Genomic DNA, 14,370 nt, shown 5'->3' with positions numbered 1-14,370 from the left:
CCGATGACAGCAGACAACACGTACGACCGACTCGACGACGACGACTACCCCGCCTACACCATGGGCCGGGCCGCCGAGATGACCGGGACCACCCCCGCCTTCCTCAGGGCCCTGGGCGAACACCGCCTCATCACCCCGCTGCGCTCCGAGGGGGGCCACCGCCGCTACTCCCGCTACCAGCTGCGCATCGCCGCCCGCGCCCGGGACCTCGTCGACCAGGGCACCCCCATCGAAGCCGCCTGTCGCATCATCGTCCTCGAGGACCAGCTCGAAGAGGCGCAGCGGATCAACGCCCGGTACCGCCGCGCCGCGGAGGCCGCCGAGCCGCCGACCACGGTCTGAACCGGCCCCGGCCCTCGTCGCACCGCCGATCCGTAACCCGTACGTCCGCGCCGCACGGTGACTTCGCGTGAGGGCGTGTAACGTCTGAGTCAGCTGTCGTGGTTCGGAAGTTCCCCTAGCCCATGCCTTCGGCGTGGGCATCATGTGCTGTGCTGTGCCGCAGGAACCAGGGCGATCACCTCCGCCTCTCGCACGCCGCGGAAGGCATCCATCGACTGGAAGGCAACAGACATGGCCACCGGAACTGTGAAGTGGTTCAACGCCGAGAAGGGCTTCGGCTTCATCGCCCAGGACGGCGGCGGCCCCGACGTCTTCGCCCACTACTCGGCGATCAACGCGGCGGGCTTCCGCGAGCTCCAGGAAGGTCAGACCGTGACCTTCGACCTCACTCAGGGCCAGAAGGGCCCGCAGGCGGAGAACATCACCCCCGCCTGACCGGTCGTTCCGGCATGAGGTTCGCAGCCTGCCCCGGCGGATGACGCCGCGGGCGAGCCGGAGAACTCCCACGTGGAGGCCGGCTCGCGGCTGAACGGGTGGGACCAGGCGACGCGCATACGGCGCCCCGCCTGGTCCTGCTCGCGCCGGACCCCCCCGGGGGGCGCCCCGCGGGCCATCTTCGGTGGTGCCGCGGACTCCGAGCAGCCGTCGGTACGTGGCACTCCGGCCGGCGCGTCCACCCGGGTCAGGAGCGCCAGGACACAGACGGTCCGGCGCGGAAGCCCCCTCCACACCCCACCCTGCCGCGCGCCCCTGCCGTGGGCCGCGGCAGCTCCGTCTGCCCCGTGCCGCGTGCCCCGGCCTCCATCCGTGCCCCATGCCGCATGCCCGGCCCCCATCCGTGCCGTGCTCGGGAAGCGCCGGCCCCCCCCGCTCGCCTTGCCGTCCCCGGAAGATGCCCGGGACAGGGCCGTGCCGCCCCCCGGCAGATGCACCGGAGGGGCCCGCGCCGCCCCCCCCACAGGTGCCCGGGCCAGGGCCGTGCCGCCCCGTCCCGTATCGGTGGGATGACCGATGTGCCGTCCCGTCCCGCCCGGCGATAGTCCTCAGGAGATCGTTCGCGGGCGCCCGGTAAGGGCGCTCGCCTCCTGAAAGGACTCCCTGTGGACACGTATGCGGATCTGGTGTTCGTCGGCGGCCGTGTGGTCACGGTCGACGCCGAGTTCTCCGTGGCGGAGGCGCTGGCGGTGACCGGATCGGTGATCAGCGCCGTCGGCGGGCGGGAGGACGTGGCACCGCTCATCGGTCCCGGCACCCGGGTCGTCGACCTGAAGGGGGCGACGCTGCTCCCCGGCATCAACGACTCCCATCTGCACGGCTGCGCCTTCGGCACGGCGTCCCCGCCGCTGTCGGTGGAGGTCGGACACCCCGCCGTCTCCTCCCTCGCCGACGTGGCCGAGGCGGTACGGGAAGCGGTGGGACGGACTCCCGACGGGCAGTGGGTCACCGGGCACGGCTGGGACACCGGCTTCCTCGCCGAGTGCGTCGCCGACCCGTCCCGGCAGCCCTCGCGCGGCGACCTCGACGCGGTCAGCCCCGATCACCCCGTCGTCCTGTACTCCTTCTCCGGGCACGCCACCTGGGTCAACTCCAAGGCCCTGGAGCTGATCGGCATCGACCGGGACACCGTGGCGCCGCCCGGCGGGGCCATCGTCGTGGACGCGACGGGGGAGCCGACCGGGCTGCTCCACGAGGGCGCACAGGCCCTCGTGCAGAACGCGCTGCCCCCGCTCGACCGGCAGGAGCGCGCCGACGCCATCCGGTCGACCCTCACCGCCCTCGCCCGGCTCGGCATCACGAGCTACACCGAGCCCGGCCTCGGCCCCGGCGGCGACGGCATCATGCGCGGCACCCTGGGCACCGAGACCCTGGACGTCTACCGCGAGCTGCTCGCCGACGGCGAGCTGACCGCTCGCGTCGGCGTCCTGCTCCTCCCGACCGGCATGGCGAGCACCGCCGAGGAGTTCGCCCGGAACCTCGACGCCCTGGACCGGGTCACCGTCGGAGACGACCCGCGCCGCCTCGCGATCCTCGGCGTGAAGGTCTTCGCCGACGGCATCGTCCCCAACAAGACGGCCTGGATGCACGAGCCGTACGTCGGCGGCGGCTGCGGCTCCCTCTGCGTCGGCGGCGACATCGACGACGACCGGGTCGCCGAGATCCGGGCCATGATCCGCCACGCCCATGCCGCCGGGCACCAGCTCGGCGTCCACGCGACCGGCGACCGGGCCATCGACACCGTGGTGGACGCCTTCGCCGAGGCGGCGGCCGGACACCCGCGCGAGGACGCCCGCCACTACGTCATCCACGGCGACTTCCTCACCCCGCACGCCATGAAGGTGCTCGCCGCGCACGACTACGGCGTCAACATGAACCCGACGATCAAGTGGACGGTCGCCGACATGGAGGAGGAGTTCGTCGGCGCGGGCCGGGCCGCGTACGCGTGGCCGTACCGCGACGCCCTCGACGCCGGCGTGCGCGTCGCCAGCGGCTCCGACGCCCCCGTCACCCACCCCGACTGGCGGCAGGGCGTCGCCACCATGGTGCTGCGCGAGTCGAAGGCCGCGGGGCGGGTCAGCGGACCCGAGCAGCGGATCGCGCTCGCCGAGGCCATCCGTACCTACACCATCGACGCGGCCTGGCAGGACTTCGCCGACGACTGGAAGGGCTCCCTGGAGCCCGGCAAGGTCGCCGACCTGTGCGTCGTCGACGGCGACCTGCTCGCCGCCGACCCCCGCGCCATCCCGGAACTGCCCGTCGTGCTCACCGTCCTCGACGGACGGATCGTGTACGAGACCACCGCCGGCAGCCCGTCCGACGGGGGCTCCGACGGGGACTCCGACGCCCGCACCGGCGCCGACACCGGCGTCGACGCCGAGACGGACGCCGACATCCCGCGCGATTGACGTATGCCGGACAGATGATCATCCTGGTGGGATGGCGGCACGGCACAGCACAGCGGACATCCTCGACGCCGCCGTCCACGTCCGGGACGCCGCCAGGAGCGCCGCCGCCGGTTCGGTGGGCGTCGACGCGGTCCTGGCGGCGCTCTCCGAGGTCATGGAGCACGACCACGCCTCCCTGACCCGGTGGGACCCGCGGGGGCGGCGCCACACCACGCTGGCGGGGACGTACCCCGAGGAGGCCACGGCCTACATCGAGACCCGACTCCACCGCGACCCGGTCTTCCCCGTGCTGCACAGCCCCGCCCAGGGCGGGCTCTGGCTCGGGGACGTCCCCCGGCAACTGCTCGACGCCTCGCCCGGCTTCCAGGACGTCCTCGCCCCGCTCGGCATCGTGGACGGCGTCGCCCAGTGCCTCTTCACCTCCGACGGCCGGTACGTCGGCATGCTGAACGTCAGCATCCGGCGACCGCGCCGCACGCCCGACCCGGCCCGCGCCGTGGTCACCCTCCTCACCGAGGCGCTCGCCGCGACCGTGGCCGCCGCCGAGTCCGGCCCGGCCCGCCCGCCCGGCGGGCTTTCGCCGCGGGAACTGGAGGTGCTGGCCGAGCTGACGGCCGGACGCACCAACCGGCAGATCGCCGAACGGCTCTACGTCACCCCGCGCACCGTCGGCACCCACATCGAGCACATCCTCGCCAAGCTCGACGTTCCCAACCGCGCCGCCGCGGCGGCCCGGGCAGCGGCCTGGGGAATCCGGTCACCCCACTGAGGGGGGGGAGGGCGAGCCCCACACCGGGGCGGTCATCGCCGCATCGAGGCGGTACGGGCCCCGAGCCGCGGATCCTCGGCCACACCTCCGGGCCCAGCCCCCGCCGTGCCCAGCCGTTCAACCCACCGCGACGCCCAGCCGTTCAGCCGACCTCGACGCCCAGCCGCTCGGCCGCCGAGGTGAGCGCCTCCCCGAGCGGCACGGCCACCCGGGCGGCGGCGAGCGTGTCCCCACGGGTCGGATCCCGGTTTACGATCACCACGGGCGTACCGGCCTGCGCGGCCTGCCGGACGAACCGCAGCCCCGACATCACCGTCAGCGACGACCCCAGCACCAGCACCGACGTGGCGCCCCGCACCAGCTCCCGGCAGTGCTCCACGCGCTCGGCGGGCACCGTCTCGCCGAAGAACACGACGTCCGGCTTGAGCACACCGCCGCACACCACGCACGGCATCACGTGGAAACCCGCGACCTGTTCGTCCGTGAGGTCGGCGTCGCCGTCGGGGTTGATCGCGGCGGGCACCGGGTCGAACCCCGGATTGGCCTCCTCCAGACGCCGCGCGAGCTCCCGCCGCGCGCTCGTGTCGCCGCAGTCCAGACACACGACCCGGTCGAGACCGCCGTGCAGCTCCACCACGTCCTCGTTCCCGGCGGCCTGGTGGAGCCCGTCGACGTTCTGGGTGATCACGCCGCCGAGGAGCCCCGCCCGGCCGAAGGCGGCCACCGCCCGGTGCCCGGCGTTCGGCCGGGCCCGCCCGAACGTGCGCCAGCCGAGGTGGCTGCGCGCCCAGTACCGCCGCCGGGCCCGCGCGTCGCCCGTGAACTCCTGGTACGTCATGGGTGTGTGCCGGCTGAGGCTCCCGCCCTCTCCCCGGTAGTCCGGGATGCCCGACTCCGTGGAGATCCCGGCCCCGCTGAGGACGAGGACGCCACCGGCCCGCACCGCGTCGACGACCGGCTCCAGGTCCGTCGTCGCCGCCGGCAGCTCCCCGGTGGGTGTCCAGCTCAATGTAGGCCGCATCCGCATGCGGCCAGCGTACGGAACGTCCGTCGCGGACGCCGCACGTCAGGCGCTGGACCAGTCCCGGGTGGACAGCACCAGCAGATAGCCGTCCGGGTCCCGGAGCGTCACGCCCCAGGTGTCCCAGTAGGGGTTGTGGGCGGGCACGCGCTGCCCGCCGTGCTCTTCGAGGCGCCGCACCAGCGCCTCCGGCACCTCCTCGCCGAGGTAGACCACCAGCAGGTCCTCGGCCGTCGGCCGGGGCTCGGTCGGGGCGGCCGGATCATGGACGAGTTCGAGGTGCCAGGCGCCGCCGCGCCAGCCGACCATGAGCAGCGCGTGCCGGCCGGGAGTGCCGTCCGCCGCGTGCCGGTACTGCACGTCGAGTCCGAGCCCCGCCACCCAGAAGCGCTCCGCCGCCTCCAGGTCGCGCGAGGGACGGGCGATGCGGACGTGGGCTGCGGCATCGGCGGGCACGGCGGGACCTCCTGATCGACGGACACCAGCCACCCTAGGCACCGGCCCTCACCCGAGCCCATACCCCGCTGGACCTACGACCGCCGATGGAGCGGAGGGATCCGATCGCGGCCGGCGGGGACGTCTCGGAGCGCGCACGGCGGCGCTCCGGAAGGTGTCACGCGTGCGCGGTGTCGGTGAGCCTGTCCAGTTCGCGCATCGCTTGGGCGTGGGCGCTCATCCGGCGGCTGACCACGCCGGCCGTGCAGAGGCCGACGCCCGCCACCGAGACCGGCAGGGAGAGGCCGAGGACGGCGAGAGCCTCGGGCCAGTCGCGTTCGGCCTGGCACCAGGAGTTCTGCCGGATGCCCCGGTTGGCGGTGCCGTCGTCGGTCAGCAGGCGGGACTCGCACTGGGCCGGGTACTTGTCGTCGGGCTTGCGGTCGACCTCGTACGGCGACAGCAGCAGGACCGCGCACCAGGCCCACAGGAGCGCGGCCAGGGCCAGCAGGCCCATGCCCCAGAGGGTCGTCCGGCGCGCCCGGTCGCGGAAGTCGAGGTCGAAGTCACGTGATCGCATGGCGACCGAACATAGCAGCGGGTTTCCGGGCGTTCGACGGTGATTGACAACGCGGGCGCGTGGATCGGCGGCCTTTCGGCGTTGGACGGACGCGGCACCCCGACGCGAAGATGATCAACGATCCACCTCCCCCTCCCGCCGGCGAAACGAGGCAGCACCATGGACGACGACGTCTTCGAGACGACGGGCGGTCGGGTCCGCGGCTTCCGGGTCACGGGCGACGACGTCGTCGCCGCGCTCGGAATCCCTTACGCGGCGCCCCCGTTCGGCGCCGACCGGTTCCGCGAGCCGCGCCCGGCCGCACCGTGGAGCGGCGTCCGGGACGGTACGGAGTTCGGGCCGGTCGCCCCGCAGTCGGCGGAGCTCCCCGGCGCGCCGAGCTGGTCGCCGGGAGACGAGGACGTCCTCACCGTCAACGTCTGGACCCCCGCGCCCTCCGGCGGCCGTCTCCCCGTCCTCGTCTGGTTCCACGGCGGCGCCTACACCTTCGGATCCGCCGCCCAGCCCGACTTCGACGGCACGGCGCTCGCCCGGGCCGGCCTCGTGGTCGTGACCGTGAACTTCCGTCTCGGCTTCGAGGGCTTCGGGCACGTCCCCGCCGCACCGGACGTCCCCGGGTCCGGTCCCGCCACCCCCGCGTTCCCCGACAACCGGGGGCTGCTGGACCAGATCGCGGCCCTCCGCTGGGTGCGCGACAACATCCGCGCCTTCGGCGGCGACCCCGACAACGTCACCCTGGCCGGCCAGTCCTCCGGCGCCACCTCCGTGATCTGCCTGATGGTGATGGACCGGGCCCGTGGCCTGTTCCGGCGCGCCGTCGCCCACAGCCCCGCCAGCGCGTTCCACACCCGGGACATCGCCGCGGCGACCACCCGCGAGATCGCCGCCGCGGCCGGCTGCCCCGCGACACCCGGCGGCCTCGCGTCGCTCACGCCGCAGGCCCTGGTCGAGGCGGGGGACCAGGTGGTCGACGCGTACCGGCACGACCCCGACTCCGGCTCCCGCCACTACGACCCCTCCCTCTTCGCCCCCGTCCTCGACGACGACACCCTGCCCGCCGACCCGCTCGCGGCCCTGGCCGCCGGAGCCGCCCGCGACGTGGACCTGCTGCTCTGCCACACCACGGAGGAATACTGGCTCCTGGACGCCGTCGGCAGCTGCGCACGACTCACCACCGAGGCCCAACTCGCCCGATTCGCGCATGACTTCGGTCTGGACGACGACCTGCTCGATGCCTACCGCTCCCCGGACCCCGAGCTCCTCGCCGACGGCTACCTCGCCCTCTACGGCGACCTGCTCTTCGTCGAGTTCACGCACCGCCTCGCCGAAGCGCACACGGCCGGCGGCGGCCGGACGTACCTCTCCCGCTTCGACCGGCGCCGCGAGCGCGCCGACGGCACGACCGTCCGCGCCTGGCACTGCGCGGACATACCCTTCGCCTTCGGCAACCTTGACGACGCACATCTTGCCTTCCTCATCGGAGGCGCCCCCACCGCCGAGGACCACGCCCTGGCCCGCCGCATGACCGGCGCCTGGGCCGACTTCGCCGCGACCGGAGACCCGGGCTGGGCCCCGATACGGAACGACGGCCCCGAAACGGCGCACGCCGCCCACGTCTGGACCGCCGACGACCAGCCGTCGACGGACCGCCGACCCGTCCCTCCCCGCGCGCTGTGGGCGAAGACCCCGTTCCCCCTCCTGCGCCCCTGACCGCTGCCCGGAGGACGGCGGTGGAGGGGGGCAGGGGACGGCCGGTATCGGCGGGATGCCGTGGCCGCGGCGCGGGCCCGCCGACGGGTGAAAGGATCACGGCATGACGACGCCCTTGCTCCTCTCCGACATCGAAAGGGCCGTGCGCGCCAGTTGGAGCGCCGAGACGGCCACGCCCGAGTTCCGGGCCCGCTGGTCCGCGGACAATCCGGCCCGGGACCAGTGCGGGGTGACCGCGATGGTGCTGAACGACCTCCTGGGCGGCGAACTGCTCCGCGGCGAGGTCCTCGTCGACGGGGAGCGGGTGGACTACCACTGGTGGAACCGCCTGGGCGCGGGCGTCGAGATCGACCTCACGCGCGAGCAGTTCGGCCCCGAGGAGAAGGTCACCGCCGGGACGGTCGTCCCCCGGCCGCCCGTGGGCGAGTGGCGCAGGCTCCGCGACGAGTACGCGCTCCTCCGCGAGCGCGTCCTGCACCGGCTGGGCCAGGGGCCCGGCCCGGCGCCCGACGGTCCCGCCGCGTGACGTCCACCGGTCCGGCCGTCCTGCCGGCCTTGCGGGCGTCCATGGCCGAACTGGCGACATCGGCACGCGTGTACGTGGCGGCCGGGCGCTTCACCGGCGCCGACCCCGACCTGCCGGAGCTGGCGGCGGAGGTCCGCGCCGTACTGGCCCGCATGGCGGCGGACGAGGCGTGGGCGCGGTTCCTCCCCGGGTACGTACCGCCTCCCGTCCCGGAGCTGTGCGCGGCGCTGGAGCCGCTGGAGACGGACGAGGCCGCCCCGTTCCTGGCCCGGCTCGCGGCGGTCGACCTGTACTGGCCGACCCACCGCCATCTGCCGGCCGACGTGGCCGAACGCGCGGCGGACCGGGTGGTGTCGCTCCTCGGGCCGGACGCCTCCTGGTGGACCAACCACGACGAGGCGGCCGGCGCCGTCACCGGCGTCACGCCGTTCTTCGACAGCCTGCTCGCGGGCACGGACGGCGAGCACTTCGCCGTCGCGCTCCAGGTCGCCGACGACTGAGCCGGGAGGGAAGGGGGCTCCCGCCTCAGGCCCGCGGGGGCGGGGCGTCCTCGTCGAGGATCACGGCGAGGCCGTCGAGGAGCCGCTGGAGCCCGAACTCGAAGAGTCCGTCGAGGTCGAAGTCGTACCCGGACCGTGCGAGCCGGGCGAGTGCCGGGTACCGCCCGCCGTCCAGGGTCGCCTGGAGGGCGGGCTCCTGGGTGTCCATCCACTCCTCGCTGTCGAGGCCGCTCTGGGCCTCCGCCTCCCGCTCCGTCTCCATGTTCAGGGCGAGGCCGCGGATGTGGTTGAGCAACGTCAAGTGCGCGGTGAAGGCCTCGTGGTCGTCGAGCCCGTGCCCGCTCAGGGAGCCCAGGACCCACTCGCTGTACGCCAACGCCGAGGTGATGAGCTGCGGCCGGGTCAGCGACATGGCCGGCGCCAGCCAGGGGTGGGCCCGGAACAGGCCCCAGAGCCGTCGGGCGGCCACGGTGAGCGCCTCCCGCCAGCCCGGGGGCGGATCGGCGGGCAGGGGGCGTTCGGCGATGACCGCGTCCATCATCCGCACGAGCAGGTCGTCCTTGTCCGCGACGTGCCGGTACAGGGACATGGTCGCCACCCCGAGTTCGGCGGCCACCCGGCGCATCGATACGGCGGCGAGCCCCTCCGCGTCGGCCACCGCCACGGCCGCGGTCACGATCCGGGCGAGCGTGAGGCCGGTGTGGCCGACGGGCCCGGCAGGCCGCGCAGGCACGGCGGAGGCGGGCCGGGCGCCCCGCCGGGCGGGAGCGGCAGCGGCGGGAGCGGGGACACGGGCCGCGGCGGGGCCGGCGACCGGCTCCTGCGCCGACACGACAGTCCCGACCCCCGGCACGGCGCGCACCAGCCCCTCGTGGCGCAGCTCGGTCAGCACCTTGGTGGCGGTCGCCATGGCCACGCCCCACTGCCGGGTGATCTCCCGGGTCGACGGGACGCGCTCGCCCGGCGCCAGTTCCCCGGTCTCGATCCGCCGCCGCAGTTCGCCGACGATCCGGCTGTAGCGAGGTTCCGGTCTCCCGCCGTCTCCCACCGACACCACCCTGTCTCCGCACTAGTGCACCTGAATGCGCCCCATCGTAGCGGTCGGCCTGGGGAAGTCCGCGAGTGCACTACCTCCTCCCTATCCCGCACTAGTGCACCTTGTGGGGGGAGTGGCGCTTCCAAAGGCTCTTTTCAGGCTTGCGCACTAGCATGCGTACGACGTACATTCACCGTCATGAAGAGCAACGAGATCCTCGTCAGCGGCGCCGGTATCGCGGGAACGGCGCTGGCGTACTGGCTACGCAAGGCGGGCTTCGCGGTCACGATCGTGGAGCGGGCGCCCGAACCCCGACCGGGCGGGCAGACCGTGGACCTCCGGGGCGCCGGACGGACCGTCGTCGAGCGCATGGGCCTGATGGACCGGGTCAAGGCCGTCACCGTCGACCAGCGCGGCCTGGCCCTCGTCGACCGGAAGGGCAGGATCACCGTGCGGGTGCCCGCCGACAGCTTCGGCGGCGAGGGGATCGTCTCCGAGATCGAGATCCTCCGAGGCGACCTCGCCCGGCTGCTGTACGAGGCGACCCTGCCGGACACCGAGTACCTCTTCGACGACACCATCACCGGGATCGACCAGGAGACCGACCCCGAGGCCGTCACCGTCACCTTCGAGAAGGCCCCGCCGCGCCGCTTCGCGCTGGTCGTGGGAGCGGACGGGACCCACTCCGTCGTCCGCTCCCTCGCCTTCGGCGCCGAGCGGGACCTCGCGCACCCCATCGGCCTGTACACGGCCTGGTTCACCGCCCTCGACGACGACCTGGACCTCGACGGCTGGTACCTGATGCACAACGCGCCCGGCGGGCTCGTCGCCTCCGCCCGTCCCGGCCGTCTGCCCGGCGAGGTCAAGGCCGGCTTCAGCTTCCGCTCGCCGCCTCTGACGTACGACCGCCGGGACGTCGCCGCCCAGCGGGAGATCGTCGCCCGGCGCTTCGCCGACGTCGGCTGGGAGGCGCCCCGCCTGCTGCGGGCCATGCGCACCGCCCCGGACTTCTTCTTCGAGACCATGGCGCAGGTCCGCCTCGACAGCTGGTCGCGCGGCCGGGTCGCGCTCCTCGGGGACGCCGGGTACTGCGCCACACCGCTGACCGGACTCGGCACCAGCCTCGCCCTCGTCGGCGCGTACGTCCTCGCCGGTGAACTGGCGGCGGCGGGTGGCGCCTACGAGACCGCCTTCCGCCGCTACGACACGGTGATGCGCCCCTACGTCACCAAGGCCCAGGAGCTCCCGCCCGGCGGAGCCGCCGGCTTCGCCCCCACGGGCCGCTTCGGCATCCGGATGCGCGACCTCTCGATGCGCGCGATGACCCGCCGGCCGATGCGCGCCGTCCTCGCCGCGCAGTTCGCCAAGGCCGGGGACATCGCCCTCCCCGACTACGGCCCGGCCGAGGCACGACCGCTGGGCGCGGCCCGCACGGGGCGGTGACCGGGGGAGGAGCAGGGACGCCTCAGTGCATGAGCAGCAGGCGGGTGTTCGGCACCAGCTTGCGGTTGACGCTGGTGCTCTGCACGAAGATGGTGAAGTCCGCGTTCTGATCCGGCTTGACGCGCACCTCCTCGTCCGGCAGACCCAGCAGGGCGCGGGCCTCGGGCCCGGTGTAGACGCGGTCGGTCTTCTTCTCCAGGACCGCGATCCGCTTCCGCGCCTGGATCTTCTCCGACTTGCTCAGCTGGTAGAAGGCGCACCCGGTCGTGTACGTGTGCCCGGACTCGGTGACCCACTCGCGGATCGCCACGTCCCGCGGCACCGGGATCAGCCGGTAGCCGGACGCGTCGACCGGGGTGAGGCCGGCCGCCGCGATCGTCTCCTTGTTGACCGCGTCCGCGCCCACCGAGAAGACGGAACGCGAACCGCGGATGCCCCGGGTGCGCCCCACCATGAACTTCTCGGTCGCCTGCTGGATGACCTGGCCGGCCTCCTCAAGGCCCCGGGTGCTGGTGGCGTCCCAGACGGCCACGTTGTCCTTCGGGAAGCCGCAGCTCATGGCCTCGCGCTTGCCCGCCTGGTCCGGCACGAGCACGGCCAGCGTCCAGTTGTCGTCCTGCTTCTCGATCATCTTGGCCACGGCCGACACCAGCGCGCGCGGGCTCTTGCCGGCCGCGTCGGGGCAGCGGTGACTGGCGTTCTCCTGGCCGTCCGTCAGGATGAAGGTCAGGAAGCTGTGGTCGCCGTACAGCTGGGCCGTCTGCGCCAGCTCCCGCTGCGACTTCAGCGCCGCCGCCAGCAGCGAGGTCATCCCCCCGACGTTGTACAGGGCCTTCAGAGACGGCATCCGCAGCACGTCCTTGTCGTAGATGACGCACTGCACGGTGTCCGCGAACACGTACACCGTGACCCGCGTCTCCTGGTCCAGCTCCCGCGAACGGCGTGCAAGGTACTCGATCTGCTGGTCGGCGACCTCGACGACCTTCCCCCGCAGATGCGACATCGACGAACTGGCGTCCAGCACGAGCGCGACGTGATTGATGTAGTTCTGGGTTCCGGACATGGCCAACTCCCCGTCCTCGGCGATGTGATGTCCTCACCGTCTCACCCGGCACTGACAATCGGCCCTGGCGCGGGACGCCGCCCCCTCGCCCCCTGCGACCTACGCCGTCCCGTCCGCCTTCCACTCGTGGGCGAGGAGACCGAGCACCACCTCGTCGAGGAACTCGCCCATGACCCACGCCGACGAGCGCAGCACGCCCTCGCGGACGAAGCCGTTGCGCTCGGCGGAGCGGAGCATCGCGTGGTTGTCCGCGAGCGTCTCGATCTGGAGCCGGCGCACGCCCCGCACGAGGAAGCCGTAACGGCACAGGGTCGCGACGCCGTCCGTGCCGTACCCCTTGCCGCGCGCGGCCGGGAGCAGGCCGAGGCCGAGGTGCGCGGAGCGGTTGTGGTGGTCGACTCCCCAGAAGGACGCGGTGCCGACGAGGGCGCCGCTCTCCAGCTCCACCATCGAGAACGCGACCGCGTCGTCCCGGGTGTCGTCCCCGACGAGCCGCGGATCCTGCGAATCCGGGGCGAGCGGCCGCCACGGCCGGCCTTCGGCCCGCACCGTGCCGACGACGTCGTCGTACAGCTCCGTCCGCAGGATCGGGCCGTCCTCCTTGTGCCGGGCGCGCAGCCCGATCTTGTGTCCCTTCAGCATGGGAGCTTCCTATCCTTCCGGTTCCGGGGTCGGCAACGGATTTGATCACCAGAGGTCGGTGCGGTGGGCGGCGACGAGCCCACCGATCCGGGCGAGGGCGGCGTCGACCGGCTGCGGGGGCAGCCGCCGACCGTCGCGCAGGCGGAGCGAGACCTGGCCGTCGTCGGCCTCCCGGGGGCCGACGACGGCCAGGTACGGGACCAGGCGGGCGGCGCGGATCCGGGCGCCGAGGGTGCCCTCGTCGGGGGCGGCGACCTTCGCGCGGAGGCCCGCGTCGGTGCCGCGTCCGGCCAGGGCGCGGGCGGCGGGCAGTTGGGCGGCGGAGAGCGGGAGGACCACCAGCTGGGTGGGGGCCAGCCAGGCCGGGAAGGCGCCGCCGTGGTGCTCGACGAGGTGGGCGACGGCCCGTTCCACGCTGCCCACGACGCTGCGGTGGACCATCACCGGGCGGTGCCGGGCCCCGTCCGCGCCGACGTAGCGCAGGCCGAACCGTTCGGGCTGGTGGAAGTCGACCTGGACGGTCGAGAGGGTCGACTCCCGGCCGGCCCCGTCGACGACCTGCACGTCGATCTTCGGCCCGTAGAACGCCGCCTCGCCCTCCGCCGCCTCGTACGCGAGCCCGGAGGCGTCCAGGGCCTCGGTCAGCAGCGCGGTGGACCGGCGCCACAGGTCGGGCGCGTCCACGTACTTGCCTCCGGCGCCGGGCAGCGAGAGCCGGTACCGGCTCGGGACGATGCCCATCGCCTCGTACGCCCTCCGGATCATCTCCAGTGCCGCCCGCGCCTCCTCGGCGACCTGTTCCAGGGCGCAGAAGACGTGCGCGTCGTTGAGCTGGATGGCCCGCACCCGGGTCAGGCCGCCCAGGACCCCCGACGGCTCGGAGCGGTACATGCCGCCCAGTTCGGCCATCCGCAGGGGCAGCTCCCGGTGACTGCGCGACCGGGAGCGGAAGATGAGCGCGTGGTGCGGGCAGAGGCTCGGCCGCAGCACCACCTCCTCCCCGCCGAGCCGCATGGGCGGGAACATGTCGTCGCTGTAGTGCGACCAGTGCCCCGAGATCTCGTACAGCTCGCGCTTGCCGAGGACGGGCGAGTACACGTGCTGGTACCCCGCCCGCCGTTCGGCGTCACGGATGTACTCCTCCAGGGCGTGGCGTACGGCGGCGCCGTCGGGCAGCCAGTACGGCAGGCCGGCGCCGATCAGTGGGTCGGTGTCGAACAGGCCGAGCTCGCGGCCCAGTCGGCGGTGGTCGTGCATGGCGGTCTCCTCGCGGTGAACGGGCGAGCGACCACGGCACGAAGCCCCGGGGCACTCGCCCCGGGGCTTCGGACTGAGACAACGGTCAGCGCGCCGGGACACTCTCCGGCGTCGTCGTCTCAGCGGCGGACTGCTTCATGCGG

15 protein-coding genes are annotated in these 14,370 nt (G+C 73.7%); 8 read left to right on the top strand and 7 right to left on the bottom strand.

Translation table 11 applies throughout. The features are described 5' to 3' along the window. Positions 1-3 precede the first annotated feature (3 nt). The 4 genes from ACFZCF_RS18310 (at position 4) to ACFZCF_RS18295 (ending at position 4,014) form a co-directional block, all read left to right on the top strand. Positions 4-342 carry a MerR family transcriptional regulator gene (locus ACFZCF_RS18310; protein WP_388444236.1) on the top strand — a complete coding sequence of 113 codons (339 nt, stop codon included), beginning with the start codon at positions 4-6 and terminating at the stop codon, positions 340-342. A gap of 231 nt (positions 343-573) precedes the next feature. Further along, positions 574-777: a cold-shock protein gene (locus tag ACFZCF_RS18305; protein ID WP_388444233.1), complete on the top strand. Its 204-nt coding sequence runs from the start codon at positions 574-576 to the stop codon at positions 775-777. A 665-nt stretch (positions 778-1,442) separates the two neighbouring features. Beyond that, complete coding sequence (locus ACFZCF_RS18300; RefSeq protein ID WP_391287260.1) at positions 1,443-3,245, top strand: amidohydrolase family protein; 1,803 nt, start codon at positions 1,443-1,445, stop codon at positions 3,243-3,245. 31 nt (positions 3,246-3,276) lie between these two features. Continuing rightward, positions 3,277-4,014, top strand: a complete 738-nt coding sequence (locus ACFZCF_RS18295; RefSeq protein WP_388444227.1) for a response regulator transcription factor — start codon at positions 3,277-3,279, stop codon at positions 4,012-4,014. 142 nt (positions 4,015-4,156) lie between these two features. Here ACFZCF_RS18295 and ACFZCF_RS18290 read toward each other — a convergent pair whose 3' ends face one another. The 3 genes from ACFZCF_RS18290 to ACFZCF_RS18280 all read right to left on the bottom strand — a co-directional run bounded on the left by ACFZCF_RS18290 (position 4,157) and on the right by ACFZCF_RS18280 (position 6,050). Then, positions 4,157-5,041, bottom strand: coding sequence for an NAD-dependent protein deacetylase (locus ACFZCF_RS18290; protein WP_388444224.1), 885 nt, complete (start codon positions 5,039-5,041; stop codon positions 4,157-4,159). Positions 5,042-5,080: 39 nt separating this feature from the next. Next, entirely contained in the window at positions 5,081-5,491 is a 411-nt protein-coding gene (locus ACFZCF_RS18285) for a VOC family protein (protein ID WP_391287259.1), read from the bottom strand. Between the two features lie 157 nt (positions 5,492-5,648). After that, positions 5,649-6,050: a hypothetical protein gene (locus ACFZCF_RS18280; protein WP_388444218.1), complete on the bottom strand. Its 402-nt coding sequence runs from the start codon at positions 6,048-6,050 to the stop codon at positions 5,649-5,651. A 159-nt stretch (positions 6,051-6,209) separates the two neighbouring features. On the opposite strand from ACFZCF_RS18280, the gene ACFZCF_RS18275 reads away from it, so the two are divergent. The 3 genes from ACFZCF_RS18275 to ACFZCF_RS18265 all read left to right on the top strand — a co-directional run bounded on the left by ACFZCF_RS18275 (position 6,210) and on the right by ACFZCF_RS18265 (position 8,786). Further along, positions 6,210-7,760 (top strand): carboxylesterase family protein, encoded by a 1,551-nt coding sequence (locus ACFZCF_RS18275; protein ID WP_391287258.1) that lies wholly within the window; start codon positions 6,210-6,212, stop codon positions 7,758-7,760. A gap of 103 nt (positions 7,761-7,863) precedes the next feature. Continuing rightward, on the top strand, positions 7,864-8,286 hold the full coding sequence (locus tag ACFZCF_RS18270) for a hypothetical protein (protein WP_391287257.1): 423 nt from the start codon (positions 7,864-7,866) through the stop codon (positions 8,284-8,286). Next, positions 8,283-8,786, top strand: coding sequence for a hypothetical protein (locus tag ACFZCF_RS18265; protein WP_391287256.1), 504 nt, complete (start codon positions 8,283-8,285; stop codon positions 8,784-8,786). Before ACFZCF_RS18270 ends, ACFZCF_RS18265 begins: the two co-directional genes overlap by 4 nt. Before the next feature lie 25 nt (positions 8,787-8,811). Here ACFZCF_RS18265 and ACFZCF_RS18260 read toward each other — a convergent pair whose 3' ends face one another. Continuing rightward, on the bottom strand, positions 8,812-9,840 hold the full coding sequence (locus ACFZCF_RS18260; protein ID WP_388444209.1) for a TetR/AcrR family transcriptional regulator C-terminal domain-containing protein: 1,029 nt from the start codon (positions 9,838-9,840) through the stop codon (positions 8,812-8,814). Between the two features lie 180 nt (positions 9,841-10,020). Here ACFZCF_RS18260 and ACFZCF_RS18255 point away from each other — a divergent pair, with 180 nt between their 5' ends. Beyond that, positions 10,021-11,265, top strand: coding sequence for an FAD-dependent monooxygenase (locus tag ACFZCF_RS18255; RefSeq protein ID WP_391287255.1), 1,245 nt, complete (start codon positions 10,021-10,023; stop codon positions 11,263-11,265). A gap of 22 nt (positions 11,266-11,287) precedes the next feature. On the opposite strand, the gene ACFZCF_RS18250 is transcribed toward ACFZCF_RS18255, so the two are convergent. The 3 genes from ACFZCF_RS18250 to thrS form a co-directional block, all read right to left on the bottom strand. Further along, positions 11,288-12,328 (bottom strand): vWA domain-containing protein, encoded by a 1,041-nt coding sequence (locus tag ACFZCF_RS18250; protein WP_388444203.1) that lies wholly within the window; start codon positions 12,326-12,328, stop codon positions 11,288-11,290. A 99-nt stretch (positions 12,329-12,427) separates the two neighbouring features. Continuing rightward, complete coding sequence (locus ACFZCF_RS18245) at positions 12,428-12,970, bottom strand: GNAT family N-acetyltransferase (RefSeq protein WP_388444200.1); 543 nt, start codon at positions 12,968-12,970, stop codon at positions 12,428-12,430. A 45-nt stretch (positions 12,971-13,015) separates the two neighbouring features. Beyond that, the gene (thrS, locus tag ACFZCF_RS18240; protein WP_391287254.1) at positions 13,016-14,329 is read right to left on the bottom strand and encodes a threonine--tRNA ligase; all 1,314 of its coding nucleotides are present in this window, start codon (positions 14,327-14,329) and stop codon (positions 13,016-13,018) included. Positions 14,330-14,370: the final 41 nt, after the last annotated feature.

Origin of the sequence: Streptomyces sp. NPDC007945 (genome assembly GCF_042958885.1) — a bacterium.
Taxonomy (GTDB): domain Bacteria; phylum Actinomycetota; class Actinomycetes; order Streptomycetales; family Streptomycetaceae; genus Streptomyces.
Note: the sequence above shows the minus strand (reverse complement) of the source record. Positions and strands in the feature narration are given on the sequence as shown.